Below are 20,293 nucleotides of genomic sequence, written 5' to 3'. Positions count from 1 at the left end.
ATTCCTCAATGCCCCTCGAAGCTCACGAGGCTTCGCACCTCGACCCCGAGGTCCCGCAGCTTCGCGGCGCCGCCGAGATCCGGCAGGTCGATGATGAAGCATGCCGCCACGATGTTGGCGCCCATCTGGCGCAGAAGCTGGGACGCTGCGACGGCCGTGCCGCCCGTGGCGATGAGGTCGTCGACGAGGATCACCCGCTCGCCCTGGCCGATGGCGTCCGTGTGGATCTCCATCTCGTCGACGCCGTATTCGAGCGAATAGGCGATGCGCACCGTCTCGTGGGGCAGCTTGCCCTTCTTGCGGATTGGGACGAAGCCCGAGGAGAGCTGATGCGCGATGGCGCCGCCGAGAATGAAGCCCCGCGCCTCGATGCCCGCGACCTTGTCGACCCGTCCGCCCGCGAACGGATGGACGAGCTCGTCCACGGAGCGACGGAAGGCCCGGGCGTCACCCAGAAGGGTCGTGATGTCCCGGAACACGATGCCGGGCTTCGGGTAGTCCGGGATCGAGCGGATTGCGGCCTTCAGGTCGGTGATGAGACGCTGGTCCATGAGGTCAAGCCTGCCTGAGTATCGAAAAGGGTGGGTTCGCCGGCAGCATTCCCGAAGGAATCCGGCGATCGCGCGCTCAAGGGTTTAGCACCCGCCCGGCCACCGCATCCAACTTTTTCAGAAGATCCGGGTCGCGGGCTGAAGGGGCCGTCATGATGGCGCCGTCGAGGGCCCGGTCGGAGCCCACCGGGCACGGCTCATGCTCGGTCGGGAAGTCGCGGGCGATGCGGGCAATCAGTCGGGCCACCTTCGTGGCGTTCTGGTGGGCGACCGCGACCACGGAGGCCACGTCTACGTTGTCGTGCTCGGGATGCCAGCAATCGAAATCGGTCACCATCGCGATGGTCGCGTAGGTGATCTCGGCCTCGCGGGCGAGCTTGGCCTCCGGCATGGCCGTCATGCCGATCACGTCGTAGCCGAGCTTCTTGTAGGTCATGGACTCGGCGTAGGTGGAGAATTGCGGCCCCTCGATGCACACCAGCGTGCCTCCGAGGGTGAACGGGATTTTCTCGGCCACCGCGGCATCGGCGATGTGCTGGCGCAGCAGGGGGCCGACCGGATGGGCCATGGGCACATGGGCGACGCAGCCCCGGCCGAAGAACGAGCTTTCGCGGCGGTGGGTGCGGTCCACGTACTGGTCCACCAGGACGAAGAAGCCTGGATAGAACTCGTCCTTGAACGAACCGCAGGCCGAGACGGAGATCAGGTCCGTGACCCCGGCGCGCTTCATGACGTCGATATTAGCCCGGTAGTTGATGTCGGACGGGGACAGGCGGTGCCCGCGCCCATGGCGCGGCAGGAAGACGATTTCGGTCGTGCCGATGCGTCCGATGCGCGGCACGTCCGAGGGTTCGCCCCAGGGCGACCGGATGCGCTCTTCGCGCATGTCCTCGAGCCCGGGCAGATCGTAGACCCCCGACCCGCCGATGATGCCTAAAACCGCCTTCGCCATCGCGCGCCCTCACCGTTCCTGGGCTTTCCGCCCGTTCCGCTTCATAGACGAGTGCGGGCCGGGTCCCAAGTCCCGCATCGGGATCACGCGATTCATCTAGGTGAATGCGGGCGGCGACCGGGACATTATGCTTTCCTGATGAACGACAAGACCGGCAACGCCACCCGACGCTGCTCCGCGGCGATCGGCCAGTCTCATATCCTCGCGGCCCTGACCCGCGAGCAGATCCGCTATAGCGAGTTGCTGATCGCGCAATCGCTCATCCTCCTCCGGAGCCAGCGCATCTATCCCTACGATCCCGTCGCGCAAGCGGGCCCGACGCCCCAGGCCGTCACCTTGGCGGCGTCCGAACCATCCTCGGAGCCTCGTCTCACCGCAGGGGAATAGACGCGATCTCGTCCGTTTCGAGGCAGGGAAAGAGCGTCTCGCGAACGAGCCTGATCCGCGTGACGGGCGCCGTGATCGAGACGGGCAGGCTTTCGACGCGTGCCACCACCTCGTCCGGGATGGCGGTGCTCGTCCGGTAGCGTGCAAGCGTGGAGTGGATCAGGTCGTAGATGATCGGGCTTGCCCCCGGCGGTGGAGGGATTTCGCGCACGATCCTGTCCCGGATGGCTTGGATGAGGCCTGTCTCGTCGGTGGCCGTCGCGATGATGGCCGTGTCCGTCACCTTGAGGCGGGAAAAGCGCAGCTCCAAGGTCTGATGACCCGTGCAGAGCTCCTTCAGAAGGCTCTCGCTCTGCCGGGCGATGCTCTGCCAGTAGGCCTCCTTGTCGAAGCCGCCCTTGACGGTCACGAGCGGATAGATGGTGACATGCAGCCCGTGCTTGGGCCCCGCATGCAGGGGGCCCGGCCAGAGCCCGGCGAAGGCCTGCTGCACTGTCTCGAAGGCCGCCCGGGTTTCAGGCTCCAGGCTGGGCTGCACATGATAGGCGAGGCAATCCTTGCCCCAGATGTCGTCGGCGATGGTCTGCAGCATGATGGTCGGCCTGGACGCCTCTCCGGTCGAGGTCACCTCGAAAAGAAAAAGGCCCCGGAAGACGGGGCCTTGATCCTTAGGGATTGTGGGTCATCGGAGGCGTCGCGTGCCCTTCGACCTCGCCGCCCACCCGGGCCCAGACCTTCTTCTTGGTGAAGTAGAGCAGACCGGACAGGACGAGCAGGAACAGGATGACCTGGAAGCCGAGGCGCTTGCGGGCCTCGAGGTGCGGTTCAGCCGTCCAGGTAAGGAAGGCCGTCACGTCGCGAGCGTATTGATCGACGGTTTCCGGGACCTGAGGTTGGCCGGCCTCGTTCTTCGGATACTCGACCTGGCCGTCGCTGAGCGGCTTCGGCATCGCGATCACGTGGCCCGGATAGTAGTGGTTGTAGTGACCACCCTGAGGAACCGTGAAGCCCTGCGGCGGCTCCTCGTAGCCGTTGAGCAGCGCCACGAGGTAATCCGCGCCGTTTTCCGAGTACTGCCGGAACACGTCGGTGATGAACCAGGGGAAGCCGCGCTCGTAGGTGCGGGCCTTGGGCATCAGGGACAGGTCCGGAGGAGCCTTGCCGCCGTTGGCGGAAGCCGCGGCGTTCTCGTTCGGGAACGGAGCCGGGAAGTGGTCGGCCGGACGGCCCGGACGCTCGAACATGTCGCCGGCTTCGTTCGGACCGTCCTGGACCTTGTACTCCGCCGCGAGTGCACGGACCTGGGCCTCGGAGAATTCCGGACCGCCGGGCTGATGCAGATTGCGGAACGCCACGTAGTTCAAGGAATGGCAGGAGGCGCAGACCTCCCGGTAGACCTTGAAGCCGCGCTGGAGCTGGGCCCGGTCGAACTTGCCGAACGGCCCCTGGAAGCTCCACTTGAGCTGCGGCGGGACCGGGGTCTCGCCAGCAGCGAAGGCCGGAGCGGACAAGCCGAGAACGGCGGCTGCGATGAGAAGAGTACGCTTCATCATTGTTTGTGTTTCCTCGACTCTCGCATCAGCCCTTGGAATGCGGCTCGGCATTGGCGCCGGCCGGAATCCCAGCCCCGCCCTTCTGCACGCCCATGACGGATTCGAGGATCGAATTCGGCAGCGGCAGCGGACGCTCGACGAAGCCGAGCACCGGCAGAATGATGAGGAAGTGGGCGAAGTAGTAGGCGGTGCAGATCTGGGAGGCGATCACGTACCAGCCCTCAGCCGGGCGGGAACCCAGCCAGCCGAGCAGGAAGCACACGATCACGAAGATCCAGAAGAACTGCTTGTAGAGCGGGCGGTAGGCCGTGGAGCGCACCTTCGAGGTGTCGAGCCAGGGCATGAACACCCAGATCACGATGGCCGAGCCCATGGCGATGACGCCGCCGAGCTTGTCCGGGATGGCGCGCAGGATCGCGTAGAACGGCAGGAAGTACCATTCGGGAACGATGTGCGCGGGCGTCACGGCCGGGTTCGCCGGGATGTAGTTGTCCGCATGGCCCAGATAGTTGGGCATGTAGAACACCCAGTAGGCGAAGAAGATCATGAACACGACGACCGCGAAGACGTCCTTGATCGTCGCATAGGGGGTGAACGGAACCGCGTCCTTGCCCGACTTGATCGGGATGCCGGTCGGGTTGTTCTGGCCCGGCACGTGCAGCGCCCAGATGTGCAGGATCACGACGCCCGCGATCATGAAGGGCAGCAGGTAGTGCAGGGAGAAGAAGCGGTTCAGGGTCGGGTTGCCCACCGAGTAGCCGCCCCAGAGGTAGCTCACGATAGTCTCGCCGACGAGCGGGATCGCCGAGAAGAGGTTCGTGATCACGGTGGCGCCCCAGAAGCTCATCTGGCCCCAGGGGAGCACGTAGCCCATGAACGCGGTGGCCATCATCAGGAGGAAGATGATCACGCCGAGGATGTAGAGAACCTCGCGCGGCGCCTTATAGGAGCCGTAGTAGAAGTTCCGAAAGATGTGAACGTAGACGGCGACGAAGAACATCGACGCGCCGTTGGCGTGCAGGTAGCGGATCAGCCAGCCGTAGTTCACGTCGCGCATGATGTGCTCGACGGACTGGAAGGCCATACCCGCGTTCGGCGTGTAGTACATCGCCAGGAACACGCCGGTCACGATCTGCGCGACGAGCATGAACACCAGGATGGCGCCGAAGGTCCAGAAATAGGTCAGGTTCCGCGGAACCGGGAACGCGATGAAGGACGAGTGGATGAGGCCCGCGATGGGCAAGCGGCTCTCGAACCACTTACCGAAGGCGCTCTTGGGAACGTAAGTTGTGGGATGGTCGCTCATGATATCGCCTGATCGTCGCTTAGGTTACGCCGTGGCCTCTTGGCCGATCACGATCTTGGTGTCGGACGCGAAGGTATAGGGCGGGATCGGCAGGTTGATCGGCGCCGGGCCGCCGCGGACGCGGCCGGAGGTGTCGAAGATCGAGCCGTGGCACGGGCAGAACCAGCCGTGATACTCGCCCTGCTGGCCCAGCGGCACGCAGCCCAGATGGGTGCAGTTGCCGTAAACGATGAGCCACTGGGCATGGCCTTCCTTCACGCGGGCCGAGTCCGGCTGCGGATCGCGCAGGGAGGCCACGTTCACGTCCTCGGCGGCCTTGATCTCCTCGGCCGTGCGGTGACGGATGAAGATCAGCTTGCCGCGCCAGAAAACCTTGACGATCTGCCCTTCGGCGATGGGGGTCAGGTCCACCTCGACGGGGGCGCCGGCCGCCACCGTCGCCGCGTCGGGCGCCAGGGACTGGACGAAGGGCCATACCAGGGTGGCTCCGCCGACGACGGCAGCTGCGCCCGTGGCGATGTAGAGGAAATCGCGCCGTGTCGGCTCAGCGACATGAGTGGTGGTCTCGGCCACTTGGCTCTCCAGCATTGATCAAAAAACGAGAACCGCGCATCGGCAATCCCTTGGGAACCAAGGCATTTGGCACACGAGGTCCAAAATGGAACAAGCATGCGCGGCGACGCGCGCGCAATGCGACTGGGAGTCGCCGCGCGGTGGCTCTTTGGCACGGCCAAGCCCGCCTGTCCATAGCCGGATTGGAGTTGTTCCAGCTTGTGGCGCAAATGCCGCCGGGGCGAATGGCCCTGCGGCTCCCTTGACGGCGAAGCCCGTTCCTCCGATGACGGGCCCATGCCCCGTCTCGCCATTTTCCAGCCCGACATTCCACAGAACACCGGGACCATGCTGCGCCTGGCCGCCTGTCTCGGCGTGCCGGTGGAGATCATCGAACCTGCGGCCTTCGACGTCTCCGACCGCAACCTGCGCCGCTCGGGCATGGATTATCTCACCCATGTGACGGTCACCCGGCACATCTCGTGGCGTGCCTTCGAAGCCTGGCGGCAGGAGAGCAAGGGCCGGCTGATCCTGACGACCACGAAAGGCGCGGTCGCTTACACGGATTTCGCCTACCGGCCGGACGACATCGTCCTGGTCGGACGGGAATCCGCCGGCGTGCCGGAGGAGGTCCATCGGGCGGCCGACGCCCGGGTCGTCGTCCCGATGCAGCCCGGCCTTCGCTCCCTGAACGTCGCCGTTACGGCCGCCATGATCCTCGGCGAGGCCCTGCGGCAGACCAACGCGGTTCCCCATCCGGCTCCTTCCGAAACCTGAAGCGACACCACCATGATCGATACGACAGCCGTCGAACGCCTGCAGGCAGAGGCTCCCATCTGGTTCGCCCTGCTGCGCGACCGCATCTGCGCCGCGTTCGAGGCGCTCGAGGACGAGGTCGCGGCTCCCCTGCCCCCCGAGGCCACCGAGCCAGGACGGTTCGAACGCACGCCCTGGGAGCGCAAGGATCACGGCGGCGCCCCCGGCGGCGGGGGCGTCATGTCCATGATGCGTGGCCGCGTCTTCGAGAAGGTGGGCGTGCATGTCTCGACCGTGCATGGCGAGTTCGCGCCGGAGTTCCGCGGCCAGATCCCGGGCTCCGACCAGGATCCGCGCTTCTGGGCTGCCGGCATCTCGCTCATCGCGCATCCCTGGAACCCGAACGTTCCAACGGTGCACATGAACACCCGCTTCGTGGTGACCACCAAGCCCTGGTTCGGCGGCGGGGCCGACCTCACGCCCGTGCTCGACCGGCGTCGGACTCAGGACGATCCGGATACCGTCGCGTTCCATGCGGCCCTGGAGAAGGCCTGCCGCACCCATGCGCCCGACGGCTCCTACGAGAAGTACAAGACCTGGTGCGACGAGTACTTCCATCTCAAGCACCGCAACGAGCCGCGCGGGGTCGGGGGCATCTTCTACGACTACCACTGGACCGGGGATCCGGACGAGGACTTCGCCTTCACCCGGCACGTGGGCGAGGCCTTCCTCAAGGTCTATCCCGAGATCGTCCGGCGCAACGTCACGCAGCCCTGGACGGAGGAGGACCGGGTCGAGCAGCAGGTGCGGCGCGGGCGCTACGTGGAGTTCAACCTGCTCTACGATCGCGGCACGATCTTCGGGCTGAGGACCGGCGGCAACATCGCGTCGATCCTCTCGTCCATGCCGCCGACGGTGCGGTGGCCGTGACGCCAGCCACCGCGGAAAAGCACGGTTGTTCGACATCGACGCCCTCACGGCATCCTCCGTCATCGCCGGCCTCGTGGCGATGATCCCGCTTGTTTGAGGTGAGGCGCTTTTCCGATCGGGATGGCCGGCACAAGGCCGGCCATGACGGGCGGAGGGTGGCGGGACGGGGGAGCGTCACGCTGCGGTGCGGGTTCGTGATCTGTGCGCTGTCAAAGAGCAGCACCTGTGGGCCCGCAGCTTGCGCTGCGAGCCTGCAGGATGATCGAGGGTGGCGCGAGTGGCAGCCTGGCTCGATGTCTGAGGTGATAAGCGAGAGCCAAGCTGCTCGTCGCGCACGGTTCTTTTCAGGCGGACCAGCTGGACGGAGCCCAAGGTCGGCCTCCTGCGCGCCCAGGGGTGCGAAGCCTGTCGCAGGACCGTGCCGGCTCCCACACTTGCGACGCCTCGCGAGCGCGCCCCTCGCAGGAACCGATCTGCGCCATGATATAGCTTAGCTTGCACCTGCTGTCAAGAACAAAGTGAGAACACATCGTTGCGCAGACCCTGCCACGGCATCACCGGCCTTGGGCCGGTGATCCCGACCCGTAAGGCGCTCTGCTCTTCCAATCGGGATGGCCGGGACAGGCCCGGCCATGACGGGGAGGGTGTCAGGACGGACGGAGGGTGGCCACGACGCGGTGGGTGGACGGGAACCGTTCTAGGCCTGCTCCAGCACCCGCCTGAGCAGATCCTTCGCGTAGACCTCGTCGGTCCGGCAGCCTTCCGCCAGCCAGGCTTGGCGGGCCTGCGCGAGCAGTTCACCGATCCTCGGCCCTTTCGGGATGCCGCCATCCACGAGGTCGCCCCCCCGCAAGGGGAAGACCGGCACGGGTTCCGCCCCGGTGCGGTAGCGTTCCAGTGCCTCGCGGCCGCCAGGATGCACGATCGGGAACGGCTCGCCGGCGGTCGCCGTCAGGACGGTGTCGAGGGCCGCGACATCGTGATCCGCCGCCAGGCGGCGGATGGAAGCCGCGTCCAGGGGCAGGGCCCAGGTCTTCACAAGGCTCAGAAGCCGCGCATAGGCGACGAGCTTCCGGTGCTCGTCGTTGGAGAGACGCAGGCGCTCCCGCAGGCGGTCGGAATCCTCTTCGACCATCACCGCGAGCGCGGCCAGGCGCCAGACCGGGACGGGGTTCGCCGCGTCGGAGGCCGCCACCCGGCTGAAGCGGCCGAACTCGGCGGCGCCGCCCAGGAGCCACGGGAGGAAGCCGTGCTCCGCCAGGACGCCGATCGTGTCCTGCGCCCGCCGGGCGACCAGGAGCTTGAGCAGTTCGTGCCGGATCCGCTCCTTGGAGAGGATGTCCAGGCCCTGCCGCTCGGCACCCGCGGCCGCGAGCCCCTCTGGGTCCGGATCGGCCTGCGCGTATTCCGCGTGGAAGCGGAAGAAGCGCATGATCCTCAGATAATCCTCGCGGATGCGGGTGTGGGGATCGCCGATGAACCGGACCCGCCGGGCCGCCAGATCGGACACGCCGTCCGTGTAGTCGTGGAGCCGCCCGTCGAGGCCGAGCGAGAGCGCGTTGATGGTGAAGTCGCGGCGCCTGGCATCGAGCACGAAATCGCGTCCGAAATGCACGACCGCGTGGCGCCCGTCGGTTTCCACATCCTCGCGCAGAGTCGTGATCTCGTAAGGCTCGCCGGCGACGATCACGGTGATCGTGCCGTGCTCGATCCCGGTCGGCACCGCTTTGAACCCGGCATCCTTCGCGCGCTCGACGATGGCTTCGGGCAGCATGGTCGTGGCGCAGTCCACTTCCGTCACGGGCCGCCCGAGAAGGGCATTGCGCACGGCCCCGCCGACGATGCGGGTCTCCTCGGTGCCGTCATTAAAGACTTCCAGGAGACGGCGCAGGGGTGGGCGCTTAAGAAGGCTCAGCAAGGCCTGTCGATCGAGGGTTTCCATCACTCGAAATGTCCTGGGACGACCCGTCCGTTCTCGACGTGGGTCGGCACATAGGTGCCCGTCTCGCGTTCGGCCAGCAGGCCGGTCGCAACCAGCGAGGCGATCACGAAGCTCAAGCCCGCGATGGCGAGCCAGAGAGACTGGTCGCTCCAGTGCGACCAGATGAGCGGATTGCGGCGGCGGACGACGAGGTAGACGCCGAAGAGAACGAAGGGCAGGAGGAACAGAACCAAGCCCTGGACAACCGCCCGCGTCATGAACCGTAGAGCCTCTCATACAGATTGCGGATGATGCCCGCCGTCACGCCCCAGATGTAGCGTCCCTCGTAGGGCATTGCATAGTAGCGCCGCACCCTCCCCTTCCATTCGCGGGAATGGAGCTCGTGGCGGGCGGGATCCATGAGGAAGCCGAGCGGCACCTCGAAGGTATCGGCCACCTCGTCGTGATTGAGGTTGAGGCTGTAGGAGGGGGAGACCCGCGCCACCACGGGCATGACGAGATAGTTGGTGGTGGACAGGTAGGCGTCCAGGTAGCCGAGCGGGCTGATGAAGCGGCTGTCGAGGCCGATCTCCTCCATGGCCTCGCGGCAGGCCGCCGCAAGGACCGACGCGTCCTCGGGGTCGACCCGCCCGCCCGGAAAGGCGATCTGCCCGGAATGCTGCCGCAGCTGCGCCGAGCGCTCGGTCAGGAGGAGCATCGGCTCCGCGCGCATGACGACCGGGACGAGGACCGCGGCAGGCTTCGGGGTCAGGGGGTGGGCCAGGGGCACGTTGTCGAGGCTGTGGTCGCCGCGCGGATTGGCGAGCGCCTCCTCGGGATGCGGCGGCTCGGCCCGCAGGCGCTCGGCCGCCAGCGTCAGGAAGTCCGGCGCGTCGTGGGGAGCAAGCCGCATCAGGAGGCATCCAGAGCGCTGAGGGGAGCGATGGGGAAGAACATGCCATTGGCCATGACACCGAAGGTGGCAACGTCCGCCACATCCCGTTCTTCGCCCATGGCGACCAGATCCAGCGCCAGGGAGCGCGTCACCCGCGCCCACAGATCCCCTCGGATCTTCACGTAAGGTTTGACTCCGCCGTTGGCGTCCTGCTCGAAGCGCAGGGGATGCTCGGGCCCGACCTGCACGAGATCGTCCACATTGGTCCGGAATGCGATCTGGCGGCTTTCCCCATCGCCGTCCACGGCCATCTCGACGGCGAGGAACGGCGCATCTTCAACGGTGATGCCGACCCGTTCGACCGGCGTGACGAGCACGTAGCGCTCCGGATCCTTGCGCAGCACCGTCGAGAACAGCCTCACGAGAGCGGGGCGGTTGATGGGCGTGCCCATGTAGTGCCACGTCCCGTCGGCCGCGATGCGCATATCGATCTCGCCGCAATAGGCCGGGTTCCAGCGCTCGACCGGCGGTGGTCCCTTGCGCGTGCCATCGGAGCCCAGAGCCTCTGTCAGGCGGGCCAGGGCATTCCCGGGAGCGGAGGCGGAGGGATCGATCATGACGCAAGCGTGAACAGGATTTTGAACTTTATGGATCGACGAATGGCCGCCGATTGTTACTTCTTAGTGCATCGTGCGGAAAAGTGGACCCGGTTTTCCGCATCAACGATGCACACATCAATGACGAAGCATCGGATCCGATCCCAAAAGTGGGTCCACTTTTGGGTCCGATGCTTAAGAGCATAGAGCCCCCGGCTGTCTCGTCCACTCCATCCCGTTCCTTGCTGCGGCGCAACGACCCTTGCATCTCGACGCGGATCGAAGGCAGACTACCTACCGGGGGCAACTGCGATCGAGAGAGTGACCTCATGACGGCCAGCATTGCTCAGGCGCCTACCGCATTGGACGACGCGATCATCCGCAACGCGGAGGCGACCCTCGAGACTGTCGGTCGGGCCCGCGAGGCCATCCACACGGTCATCTTCGGCCAGGAAGACGTGGTCGATCTCACCCTCATCACGCTTCTCGCGGGCGGCCACGGCCTGCTCGTGGGCGTTCCCGGCCTCGCCAAGACGAAGCTGGTGGAGACGCTCGGCACTGTGCTCGGGCTCGACGCCCGCCGCATCCAGTTCACCCCGGACCTGATGCCCTCCGACATTCTCGGGTCCGAGATCCTCGACGAGGGCGCCGACCGGCGCCGCTCCTTCCGCTTCGTCAAGGGTCCTGTCTTCGCGCAGCTCCTGATGGCCGACGAGATCAACCGCGCGAGCCCGCGCACCCAGTCGGCCCTGCTCCAGGCCATGCAGGAGCATCACGTCTCCGTGGGCGGCGAGCGGCATGACCTTCCGCAGCCCTTCCATGTGCTGGCCACGCAGAACCCGATCGAGCAGGAAGGCACCTATCCCCTGCCTGAAGCCCAGCTCGACCGCTTCCTGCTCGAGATCGACGTCGGCTATCCGACGCGCGAGGCCGAGCGGCGCATCCTGATCGAGACCACGGGCGCCGACGAGCACAAGCCGCAGGCGGTCATGAACGCCGAGGCCCTCATGAACGCGCAGCGCCTCGTCCGCCGCCTGCCGGTCGGCGAGAGCGTGGTCGAGGCGATCCTCGACCTCGTCCGGTCGGCGCGTCCCGAGGGCAACGGCATCGAGGGCGTGACCGACAGGATCCTCTGGGGACCCGGTCCCCGCGCCAGCCAGGCCCTGATGCTGGCGGTGCGCGCCCGCGCGTTGATCGAGGGCCGGGTCGCCCCGTCCATCGCCGACGTGGTGGCGCTCGCCGAGCCGGTGCTCAAGCACCGCATGGCCCTGACCTTCTCGGCCCGGGCGGATGGAGAAACCATCAAGAGCATCGTCGGCCGGCTCACGTCGCGGCTGGCAGGCTAGGAACACCGTCATGGCCCGTGTCCGGGTCCTCCCCGAAAGCGCCCGCTCGCCGGGCCGCCGCGAAACGGAGAGCGCTCTCTCCCTCGCAGACCGCATGCCGCACCTCGTGCTCGAGTCCCGGCGGGTCGCCGCCAACCTGGCCCACGGCATCCACGGCCGCCGGCGCGCCGGCACCGGCGAAACCTTCTGGCAGTTCCGGCCCTTCGTGGCCGGCGAGGCGGCGCAGCGCGTCGACTGGCGCCGCTCGGCCCGCGACGACCGCCTCTATGTGCGCGAGCGCGAATGGGAGACCGCCCAGACCGTCTGGTTCTGGATCGACCGCTCCGCCTCCATGGGCTACGTCTCGGAGCTGGCGCAGGCGCCCAAGATCGAGCGCGCCATCGTGCTGGGCCTCGCGCTCGCCGATACCTTCGTCGAGGCCGGCGAGCGGGTCGGCATGCTCGGCCTCATGCCGCCGCGGGCAACCCGGCGCATCGCCGAGACCATGGCCCAGACGTTGGTGACGGACCGATTTTCCCTGGAGGAGGACCTGCCCCCGCAGGCTCCCGTGGCGCCGCAGCACGAAGCCGTTCTGATCAGCGATTTCCTGTCGCCCCTGCACGACGTCACCGCCATGGTCGAAGGCATCTCGTCGCGCGGGGCGCGCGGTCATCTCGTGATGATCGTCGATCCCGTCGAGGAGACCTTTCCGTTCCAGGGGCAGGCCGTCCTGCACGATCTCGAGGACGGGCTGTCGCTGCGGATCGGCGATGCGGTCTCCTGGGGCCGAGCCTATCGCCTGCGGATCGAGGAGCACCGGGAAGCGCTTCAGCAACTGGCCCGCCGCCGCGGCTGGACACTGACCATCCACCGCACCGACCGCCCGGCCAGCGAAGCCGCGCTCCGCATCATGACGCTCGTGTCGACGGCGCGCGGCACCGGGCCCGGAGGGCGCTGAGCGATGCTGGGCCTCCCCCTCACCTTCGCGGTTCCGCTCGTCCTGACGGCGCTCGCGGCCCTGCCGGCGATCTGGCTGCTCCTGCGCATCACACCGCCGCAACCGCGGCGGGTCGACTTCCCGCCCCTCAAGATTCTCGCGGATCTGCGGCCCGAGCAGGAGATGCCGGCGCGCACGCCCTGGTGGCTCCTTCTGCTGCGGCTGCTGCTCGCCGCCTTCCTGATCCTGGCGGCCGCGGGCCCGATCTGGAACCCGCTCGCGGAGGACGACAACCGCTCGCCGCTCCTGATCGTGCTCGACAACGGCTTTGCCGCCGCGCACGACTGGCGCGAGCGCATGAACCTCGCGGCGGAGCGCATCGAGGCGGCAGGCCGCGACGGGCGCACGGTCGCGCTCGTGGCGACCGCCGAGGCTCCCGCGGCCATCGAGCTGGCGAGCCCGGCCACCGCCCTGGAACGACTGCGCTCCCTCAAGCCCCTGCCGCATCTCCAGGACCGCCAGGCCGCGCTCGATTCCATCAGGCGTTTCATGGAATCCACGCCCGAGGCCAACATCGTCTGGATCAGCGACGGGGTGGCGGGCGTTGACGGACAGGGCTTCATCGACGGTTTGGCCAAGATGGCGAACGGGCAGCGGATCACCGTTCTGAAAGCGGAGCGCGCTCCGGCCCTGGCCGTTGCCGGCGCAGAGAATGCCAGCGGCCAGCTCAATGTCAGGCTCGTGCGTCCCGAGCCGAACGGACGCGATGCCGGCACCGTGCGCGCCCTCGACCTGAAGAGCCTGCCGCTTGCGGACATGCGCTTCTCCTTCGATCCGAACGCCACCGAGACCAACGTCGCGTTCGATCTGCCCACCGAAATCCGCAACGCCATCGCGCGCATCGAAATCCTCGGCGAAGGCTCGGCCGGCGCCGTGCATCTCCTCGACGAGCGCGGCAAGCGCCGCCGTGTCGGCCTCGTGTTCGGCGGCACCTCCGATCAGGCCCAGCCCCTGCTCTCGCCGCTCTACTACATCGAGCGCGCGCTCGCGCCCTATTCGGAGATCCGCAACGGACGCGGCGCGGTGGCCGACGCGGTGAACCAGCTCATCGACGAGCAGGTATCCGTTCTCGTGCTGGCCGATGTGGGCGGGCTCGACCGGGAGACCCTGGGCCGGGTCACGGCCTTCGTCGAGAAGGGCGGGATGCTCCTGCGCTTCGCCGGCTCCCGCCTGGCGGCCGGCAACGACGAGCTCGTGCCGGTGCGCCTGCGCCGGGGCGGGCGCAGCCTCGGCGGCACCCTGTCCTGGGACACGCCCAAGACCTTCGCGCCCTTTACCCGAGAAAGCCCCTATTTCGGCCTGACCGTGCCGGAGGAGATCGGCATCCGACGCCAGATCCTCGCGGAACCGGACGGCGACCTGCCGGCGAAGACCTGGGCGTCGCTCGTCGACGGCACGCCCATCGTGACGGCGGACAAGCGCGGCGACGGCATGATCGTGCTCTTTCACGTGACGGCCGACACCACCTGGTCGAACCTGCCCCTGTCGGGCCTCTTCGTCGACATGCTGCGCCGGACCACGGCGCTCGCGGGGGCGCCGAGCGATGCCAACGCGGAGGCGCGCAATGCGGAGAACGACACGGTGGCCCCACGACTGACCCTCGACGGCTACGGCATCTACACGTCGCCCCCGGCCAACGCTCGCGCCGTGGCGCGCAACTACGCCGAGCGCGCGACCGGAGAGCATCCGCCGGGCTTCTACGGGCCGGTGGATTCGAGTCTCGCGGTGAACGCGCTCCTGCAGGGCGACCGTCTCGCGCCTCTCGACTACGCTCCCCTCAACGCCCGGGTCGCCCCGCTCGCCGGGGCGCAGACCATCGATCTGCGCATGCCGCTCTTCATGCTCGCCCTGGTGCTCCTGCTGATCGACACCCTCGCGTCGCTCTGGCTCGGGGGCCATCTGTCGAACGTCGCCTCGCGTCTGCGCCGGGCCGGCGCCGCGGCCGCCATCGTGCTCGGCGCGTCCCTTCTCCTCAACCCGGCCTCGGACGCGAGCGCGCAGGAGCGCCGCTCCTCCATGTCGATGGAGAGCGCCAGCCCCGCCCTCGTGACGCGGCTCGCCTATGTGGTCACGGGCGATTCCCAGGTCGATGAAACGAGCAAGGCGGGCCTGACCGGGCTGACGCAGGTGCTGAGTCAGCGGACCGCCCTGTCGCCCGGAGAGCCCATCGGGATCGATCTCTCGCGGGACGAAGTGGCGTTCTATCCACTGATCTACTGGCCCGTCGTGGCGTCGCGGCCCATGCCGTCCGAAGCGGCGATCCGGCGCCTCGATGCCTTCATGAAGGGCGGCGGCACCGTGATCTTCGACACCCGCGACGCCTTCGGCAACCGTCCGGACGGCGCCCCCACGGCCGAGGGGCAGTATCTGCGCCGGATGCTGGCGAGCCTCGACATCCCGGAGCTCGAGCCGGTGCCCGCCGACCACGTGCTGACCAAGACCTTCTACATCCTGGACACCTTCCCGGGCCGCTACGCCACCGGGCAGACCTGGGTCGAGGCCCTGCCGCCCGCGCCCGAAGGCGAGGCGAGCCGCCCGGCCCGCTCCGGCGACGGCGTCTCGCCGATCATCATCACGTCCAACGATCTCGCGGCCGCCTGGGCGGTCGGGGCCAGGGGCGAATTCATCTACCCGATCGTGGGCAGCGACCAGCGCCAGCGGGAATTCTCGTACCGCAGCGGCGTCAACATCGTCATGTACGCGCTGACCGGCAACTACAAGGCCGACCAGGTGCACGTGCCGGCCCTGCTCGAACGCCTCGGGCAGTAAGAGGGAACCAGCTTGCTCTCGATCAGCTTCTCCCCGCTCATCCCGGCCTACGGCCTCTGGGCCCTCGGCGCGGTCGTCGCGCTGCTCGCGGTCCTCGCGCTGGTCTCCCGTGGACCCGTGGCGATCCTCCGGGCCGTCGCCCTCGGACTCGTGCTCCTGGCGCTCGCCAACCCGGCGCTCGTGCAGGAGGATCGGGAGAAGGTGAAGGACATCGTGGCGGTCGTGGTCGACCGCTCCACCTCGCAGACCCTGGGCGACCGTCCGGCCATGACCGATCAGGTGCGGGCCGAGCTGGAGCGGCGCTTCGGCTCCCTGGCCGACGTGGACCCGCGCTTCATCGAGGCGGATGACGGCAGCGGCGACGACGGCACGCGCCTGTTCGCCGCCCTCTCCAACGGGTTGGCCGACGTGCCGCCGGACCGGCTCGCCGGCGTCGTCTTCGTCACCGACGGCGTGGTGCACGACATCCCGTCCTCCGTGGAGGGTCTCGGCTTCCGGGCGCCTCTTCACGCGCTCATCACCGGTCGCCCCGATGAGCGCGACCGGCAGATCAAGCTCCTGGAGGCACCCCGGTTCGGCATCGTCGGCAAGGACCAGACGATCCGCGCACAGATCATGGAGCGCGGCGGCACCGGCTCGGCGCTCGTCACCGTTCGCCGCGACGGACAGGTTCTCACCCGCCAGCAGGTGCGGGCCGACACGCCCTTCTCCCTCGATGTACGCATTGAGCATGGCGGCACCAACGTGGTCGAGCTCGAAGTGGAAGGCCTGCCCAACGAGCTGACGCAGGCCAACAACCGGGCGGTGATTCCCATCGAGGGCATCCGCGAGAAGCTGCGCGTGCTGCTGGTCTCCGGCGAGCCGCATGCGGGCGAGCGCACCTGGCGCAATCTCCTGAAATCCGACGCCAATGTGGATCTCGTCCACTTCACGATCCTTCGCCCGCCGGAGAAGCAGGACGGCACGCCGATCAACGAGCTCTCGCTGATCGCCTTCCCGACCCGCGAGCTGTTCCAGCAGAAGATCAAGGAATTCGACCTGATCATCTTCGACCGCTACGCCAACCAGAGCATCCTGCCGTCGAGCTATTTCGAGAACATCGTGCGCTATGTGCGCGAGGGCGGGGCGATCCTGGTGGCGGCGGGCCCCGAATTCGCGAGCTACGGCAGCCTCGCGCAGACCCGGCTCGCGCCGATCATCCCGGGCCAGCCCAACGGCAGCATCGTCGAGCAGCCCTACAAGGCGCAGATCACCGATACGGGCGACCGTCACCCCGTCACCCGCGACCTTCCGGGCTCGGAGCAGTCGCCGCCGGCCTGGGGCGAGTGGCTGCGGATCATCGGCTCGCAGGTGCAGTCGGGCGATACGCTCATGTCGGGAGCGAACGACCTGCCGCTCCTCGTCCTGCGCCGGGAGGACAAAGGCCGCGTCGCGCTGCTGCTCTCGGACCATGCCTGGCTCTGGGCCCGCGGCTATCAGGACGGCGGCCCGCATCTCGATCTCCTGCGCCGCCTCGCCCATTGGCTCATGAAGGAGCCGGCTCTCGAGGAGGAGGCCCTGCGGGCGAGCGCGCAGGGCCGCGACATCCGGGTCGAGCGCCAGACCATGGCGGAAACCGCCGACCCGGTGACCATCGTGGCGCCGAGCGGCCAGGAGAGCAGCGTCCCGCTCACCGAGTCGCGCCCCGGTCTCTTCACGGCCCAGGTGGCGAGCCGCGAGCTCGGCCTGCACACGGTCCGCTCGGGCGATCTCATCACCTTCGTCAGCATCGGCCCGGCCAATCCGCGCGAGCTCATGGACGTGTTCAGCAACACGGAAGCGCTGAGCGCGATCGCCGAGGCGACCGGCGGATCGGTCCGCCGCGTCGCGGTGGCGGGCGATCAGAGCATCACAGTGCCGCGCGTTCTCGCGGTGCATTCGGGCACGCGCTTCTCCGGCGGCGACTGGATCGGAATCAAGCCGAGCGACAGCGCCATCGTGCGCGGGGTGTCCGTGTTCCCGATGGCGCTCGGCTTCGTGGGCCTCGTGCTCCTGATCGGCTCGACCCTCGCGGCCTGGCTGATCGAGGGACGGCGCCGGGCGTAAGCGAGGCGGCAATCCGCTCCTGCGTCATCACCGGCCTTGTGCCAGTGATCTCGATTGTTTGAAACACTGCGCTTTTCTGTATTGGGATGGCCGGCACAAGGCCGGCCATGACGTCGAGTGGTGAACAACGGATGCGGACTACCCGTCCGCGTCAGGGAGCGGGCTCACCAAACCCCTGGCGCCGGCCATGGCGCCTTCGCCCAGCTCCAGGGCCAGGAAGCGGGCCGGATTGACCGGGCCCGGAAGCTGCAGCTGCTGCGGCGGGATGCGCTTGAAGCCGAAGCGGCTGTAATAGGGCTCGTCGCCCACGAGCAGCACCAGGGTATGGCCCCCAGCCTTGGCGGCATCGAGGGAGCGGCGCATGAGGGCCGCCCCGATGCCGCGGCTCTCGAAGGCCGGCTCGACGGTGAGCGGGCCCAGCATCAGGGCCGGCACGTCGCCGGCCTTCACCGGGGTCATGCGCACCGAGCCGACCAGCAGCGTGCCGACCAGGGCCGTGAACGACAGGTCGAGCCGATGGGACGCCCCTTCCCTCAGGCGCGAGGCGGTGCGGGCGAAGCGGCCCGGGCCGAAGGCGCGCTCGTGCAGGCGCTCGATGGCCTCTGAATCGATGGGTTGCTCGGTGCGGATCTGGAGCGAGAGCTCGGTCATGGACGGACTCGGAGACGAGAAAGAGAACGAGAAGGCGGCGGAACTGAACGTCAGCCGTGTCGTCGTCGCGCAATCCGTGTGATGCTCATGGGGCTCGGCATTTCCTCAACGGTGCTAGCGCATTGTGCGGAAAAGTGGACCCGGTTTTCCGCGAAGAACGATGCGCTCTTCAAAGAGTGGAGCATCGGATGAGATTCCAAAAGTGGAATCCACTTTTGGGTCCGATGCTCTAGGCCATAGCAGCGCCGGGAACGCGGCGCAAACCCTCTCTCACCAGATGGCCGAGGGGGGCTGCCCGTCCAGGATCTCGGCCAAACGGCTGCGGGTCGCGGCGGTCGTTCCCTCGGGCAGTCGGTCGAGCGAGAAGAAGCCCGCCTCGGCGATCTCCCGGTCCGGCTGCTTGACCGACAGCACCGTGAACCGTCGGATGACGTAGACCAGCACGTGGTCGCGCCGGGAGATCCGGTTGTTGAAGAAGACACCGAACAGCCGGGGCGTTTCGTCCATGGCGATGCACGCTTCCTCCCGGAGCTCGCGGCCCAGCGCCTCGAGGGCGGTCTCGCCGGTCTCGACGCCGCCTCCCGGCAGGTGCCAGCCGGGCACATAGGTGTGCCGGATGAGGAAGACCCGGTTCCGGTCGTCGAGGACCACGGCCCGGACGCCGAGCGTCATGCCCCGGGAGAAGCGCCAATAGGTATGGAGCGCCCGGGAGACGAGGCGCGCAGACCGGCGAGGCTGAGGATCGGACATCGAACCACCCCATCACGATAAGATTACCGGAGGATGAATGTAGTCATTCATCAATTGCATAGCTGTTCCGGCAATTTGGCGCGTGACCGGGATTAGACAAAGGTCTAAGACAGGGCCAACCAAAGGTGTTCCAATGTTTCTCGCCCTGATCCTGTCCCGTCTCAACCGTTCCGCCCGCTTCTCCTGGTCCCCGGCCCTCAACCTCGAGGACCGCTCGATCTACTCGACCCTGATCCCGGGCGCCCAGTACTGAGTTCGAGGCCACCCCTCTGCTGACGCAGGGAGGCTTGGCAACCGCCCGGCTTCTTGTTTAGAATTCTTCTAAACAGGAGCAGGCATGAAGTCTCTGTCCCAATTGTCCGAGCGCGAGGTCATCGCGCTCGCCATCGGCAGCGAAGAGGAAGATTCGCGGATCTACCAGCATTTCGCGGATTGCCTCCGGGGTGATTTCCCCGCCTCGGCCGAGATCTTCGACGGCATGGCCGAGGAGGAGCGCGCCCATCGCAACGCCCTCTACGGCTTCTATCGTGACCGCTTCGGCGAGCACCTGCCGCCGATCCGCCGCGAGGACGTGCGTGGCTTCCTGAAGCGCCGTGCCGTGTGGTGGAGCCCCCATCTCGACCTCGACCGCGTGCGCCGCGAGGCGGAGGTCATGGAGCTGCAGGCGGCAAATTTCTACGAAAAGGCCGCCCGGCAGACCCTCGACGTGTCCGTGCGCGAGCTGTTCACGCGGCTCGCGGAGGTCGAGCGCGGCCACGAGCGCAAGGCCGGCGAGCTGCACGCCGCCCACCTGACCGACAGTGCCGAGGCCGCCGAGGAGCATGCCCGTCGCCGGCTCTTCGTGCTGCAATACGTGCAGCCGGGGCTGGCCGGGCTGATCGACGGCTCGGTCTCCACCCTCGCCCCCCTGTTCGCCGCCGCCTTCGCGACCCAGAACAACTGGGAGACCTTCCTGGTCGGGCTCGCGGCCTCGGTCGGCGCCGGCATCAGCATGGGCCTGACGGAAGCCCTCTCCGACGACGGCGAGATCACGGGCCGCGGCTCGCCCTGGCTGCGCGGGCTGGTCTGCGGCGTCATGACGGCGGCCGGCGGCCTCGGCCACACCCTGCCCTACCTGGTGCCGGATTCCTGGCCCAACGCCTTCCTCCTCGCCACCGGCATCGCGGCCCTCGTGGTGGCGGTCGAGCTCGTAGCGATCTCGTGGATCCGCACGCGGTTCATGGACACGCCGTTCTGGAGCGCGACCCTCCAGGTCGTCGTGGGGGGCGTTCTGGTGCTTCTCGCCGGGATCTTCATCGGCAGCGCTTGACGGGAGGG

Annotated in this window: 20 protein-coding genes; 8 read left to right on the top strand and 12 right to left on the bottom strand. The window is 67.7% G+C overall.

Annotation, left to right across the window (positions count from 1 at the left end; translation table 11 throughout):
- Positions 1–5: 5 nt before the first annotated feature.
- A complete protein-coding gene (locus tag HPT29_RS06460) occupies positions 6–551 on the bottom strand; it encodes an adenine phosphoribosyltransferase (protein ID WP_173945712.1) in 546 nt (181 codons plus the stop codon).
- Between the two features lie 76 nt (positions 552–627).
- Positions 628–1,503: an S-methyl-5'-thioadenosine phosphorylase gene (locus HPT29_RS06455; protein WP_173945711.1), complete on the bottom strand. Its 876-nt coding sequence runs from the start codon at positions 1,501–1,503 to the stop codon at positions 628–630.
- Between the two features lie 138 nt (positions 1,504–1,641).
- On the opposite strand from HPT29_RS06455, the gene HPT29_RS06450 reads away from it, so the two are divergent.
- Positions 1,642–1,890: a hypothetical protein gene (locus tag HPT29_RS06450; RefSeq protein ID WP_173945710.1), complete on the top strand. Its 249-nt coding sequence runs from the start codon at positions 1,642–1,644 to the stop codon at positions 1,888–1,890.
- Here the strand turns inward: HPT29_RS06450 and HPT29_RS06445 are convergent.
- From HPT29_RS06445 to petA, 4 genes are all read right to left on the bottom strand, one after another.
- On the bottom strand, positions 1,874–2,482 hold the full coding sequence (locus HPT29_RS06445) for a 2'-5' RNA ligase family protein (protein WP_173945709.1): 609 nt from the start codon (positions 2,480–2,482) through the stop codon (positions 1,874–1,876). The two genes, HPT29_RS06450 and HPT29_RS06445, sit on opposite strands and share 17 nt — an antisense overlap.
- 76 nt (positions 2,483–2,558) lie before the next feature.
- Positions 2,559–3,443 (bottom strand): cytochrome c1, encoded by an 885-nt coding sequence (locus HPT29_RS06440; protein WP_173945708.1) that lies wholly within the window; start codon positions 3,441–3,443, stop codon positions 2,559–2,561.
- A gap of 25 nt (positions 3,444–3,468) precedes the next feature.
- Complete coding sequence (locus HPT29_RS06435; RefSeq protein WP_173945707.1) at positions 3,469–4,749, bottom strand: cytochrome b; 1,281 nt, start codon at positions 4,747–4,749, stop codon at positions 3,469–3,471.
- Positions 4,750–4,773: 24 nt separating this feature from the next.
- Positions 4,774–5,337, bottom strand: coding sequence for a ubiquinol-cytochrome c reductase iron-sulfur subunit (gene petA, locus HPT29_RS06430; RefSeq protein WP_173945706.1), 564 nt, complete (start codon positions 5,335–5,337; stop codon positions 4,774–4,776).
- A gap of 261 nt (positions 5,338–5,598) precedes the next feature.
- Here petA and HPT29_RS06425 point away from each other — a divergent pair, with 261 nt between their 5' ends.
- Together HPT29_RS06425 and hemF are read left to right on the top strand one after the other, a co-directional pair.
- Positions 5,599–6,078 carry a tRNA (cytidine(34)-2'-O)-methyltransferase gene (locus HPT29_RS06425; protein ID WP_173945705.1) on the top strand — a complete coding sequence of 160 codons (480 nt, stop codon included), beginning with the start codon at positions 5,599–5,601 and terminating at the stop codon, positions 6,076–6,078.
- Positions 6,079–6,090: 12 nt separating this feature from the next.
- Complete coding sequence (gene hemF / locus HPT29_RS06420) at positions 6,091–6,987, top strand: oxygen-dependent coproporphyrinogen oxidase (RefSeq protein WP_173945704.1); 897 nt, start codon at positions 6,091–6,093, stop codon at positions 6,985–6,987.
- Between the two features lie 697 nt (positions 6,988–7,684).
- Here the strand turns inward: hemF and HPT29_RS06415 are convergent.
- The 4 genes from HPT29_RS06415 to HPT29_RS06400 are packed head-to-tail and all read right to left on the bottom strand — an operon-like array spanning position 7,685 to position 10,420.
- Positions 7,685–8,929, bottom strand: a complete 1,245-nt coding sequence (locus HPT29_RS06415) for a CCA tRNA nucleotidyltransferase (protein WP_173945974.1) — start codon at positions 8,927–8,929, stop codon at positions 7,685–7,687.
- Entirely contained in the window at positions 8,929–9,186 is a 258-nt protein-coding gene (locus tag HPT29_RS06410) for a DUF6111 family protein (protein ID WP_173945973.1), read from the bottom strand. The genes HPT29_RS06415 and HPT29_RS06410 overlap by 1 nt, the downstream gene beginning before the upstream one ends.
- A complete protein-coding gene (locus HPT29_RS06405; protein WP_173945972.1) occupies positions 9,183–9,821 on the bottom strand; it encodes a CoA pyrophosphatase in 639 nt (212 codons plus the stop codon). Before HPT29_RS06405 ends, HPT29_RS06410 begins: the two co-directional genes overlap by 4 nt.
- Positions 9,821–10,420: a DUF1285 domain-containing protein gene (locus HPT29_RS06400; RefSeq protein ID WP_173945971.1), complete on the bottom strand. Its 600-nt coding sequence runs from the start codon at positions 10,418–10,420 to the stop codon at positions 9,821–9,823. Before HPT29_RS06400 ends, HPT29_RS06405 begins: the two co-directional genes overlap by 1 nt.
- 308 nt (positions 10,421–10,728) lie before the next feature.
- Here HPT29_RS06400 and HPT29_RS06395 point away from each other — a divergent pair, with 308 nt between their 5' ends.
- Genes HPT29_RS06395 through HPT29_RS06380 form a run of 4 tightly spaced genes read left to right on the top strand, consistent with a single transcriptional unit; the run spans position 10,729 to position 17,575 of the window.
- Complete coding sequence (locus HPT29_RS06395) at positions 10,729–11,745, top strand: AAA family ATPase (protein WP_173945970.1); 1,017 nt, start codon at positions 10,729–10,731, stop codon at positions 11,743–11,745.
- A gap of 10 nt (positions 11,746–11,755) precedes the next feature.
- Complete coding sequence (locus tag HPT29_RS06390; RefSeq protein WP_173945969.1) at positions 11,756–12,682, top strand: DUF58 domain-containing protein; 927 nt, start codon at positions 11,756–11,758, stop codon at positions 12,680–12,682.
- 3 nt (positions 12,683–12,685) lie between these two features.
- Positions 12,686–15,490 carry a DUF4159 domain-containing protein gene (locus HPT29_RS06385; protein WP_173945968.1) on the top strand — a complete coding sequence of 935 codons (2,805 nt, stop codon included), beginning with the start codon at positions 12,686–12,688 and terminating at the stop codon, positions 15,488–15,490.
- Between the two features lie 12 nt (positions 15,491–15,502).
- A complete protein-coding gene (locus tag HPT29_RS06380) occupies positions 15,503–17,575 on the top strand; it encodes a hypothetical protein (RefSeq protein ID WP_173945967.1) in 2,073 nt (690 codons plus the stop codon).
- A gap of 138 nt (positions 17,576–17,713) precedes the next feature.
- Here HPT29_RS06380 and HPT29_RS06375 read toward each other — a convergent pair whose 3' ends face one another.
- Positions 17,714–18,226: a GNAT family N-acetyltransferase gene (locus HPT29_RS06375; RefSeq protein WP_173945966.1), complete on the bottom strand. Its 513-nt coding sequence runs from the start codon at positions 18,224–18,226 to the stop codon at positions 17,714–17,716.
- A 270-nt stretch (positions 18,227–18,496) separates the two neighbouring features.
- A complete protein-coding gene (locus tag HPT29_RS06370; RefSeq protein WP_173945965.1) occupies positions 18,497–18,976 on the bottom strand; it encodes an NUDIX domain-containing protein in 480 nt (159 codons plus the stop codon).
- Between the two features lie 337 nt (positions 18,977–19,313).
- Here HPT29_RS06370 and mbfA point away from each other — a divergent pair, with 337 nt between their 5' ends.
- Positions 19,314–20,285, top strand: a complete 972-nt coding sequence (mbfA, locus tag HPT29_RS06365) for an iron exporter MbfA (protein ID WP_173945964.1) — start codon at positions 19,314–19,316, stop codon at positions 20,283–20,285.
- The last annotated feature ends 8 nt before the right edge of the window (positions 20,286–20,293 follow it).

Origin of the sequence: Microvirga terrae, from assembly GCF_013307435.2 — a bacterium.
GTDB lineage: Bacteria > Pseudomonadota > Alphaproteobacteria > Rhizobiales > Beijerinckiaceae > Microvirga > Microvirga terrae.
This window is presented reverse-complemented; position numbering and strand designations above follow the sequence as displayed.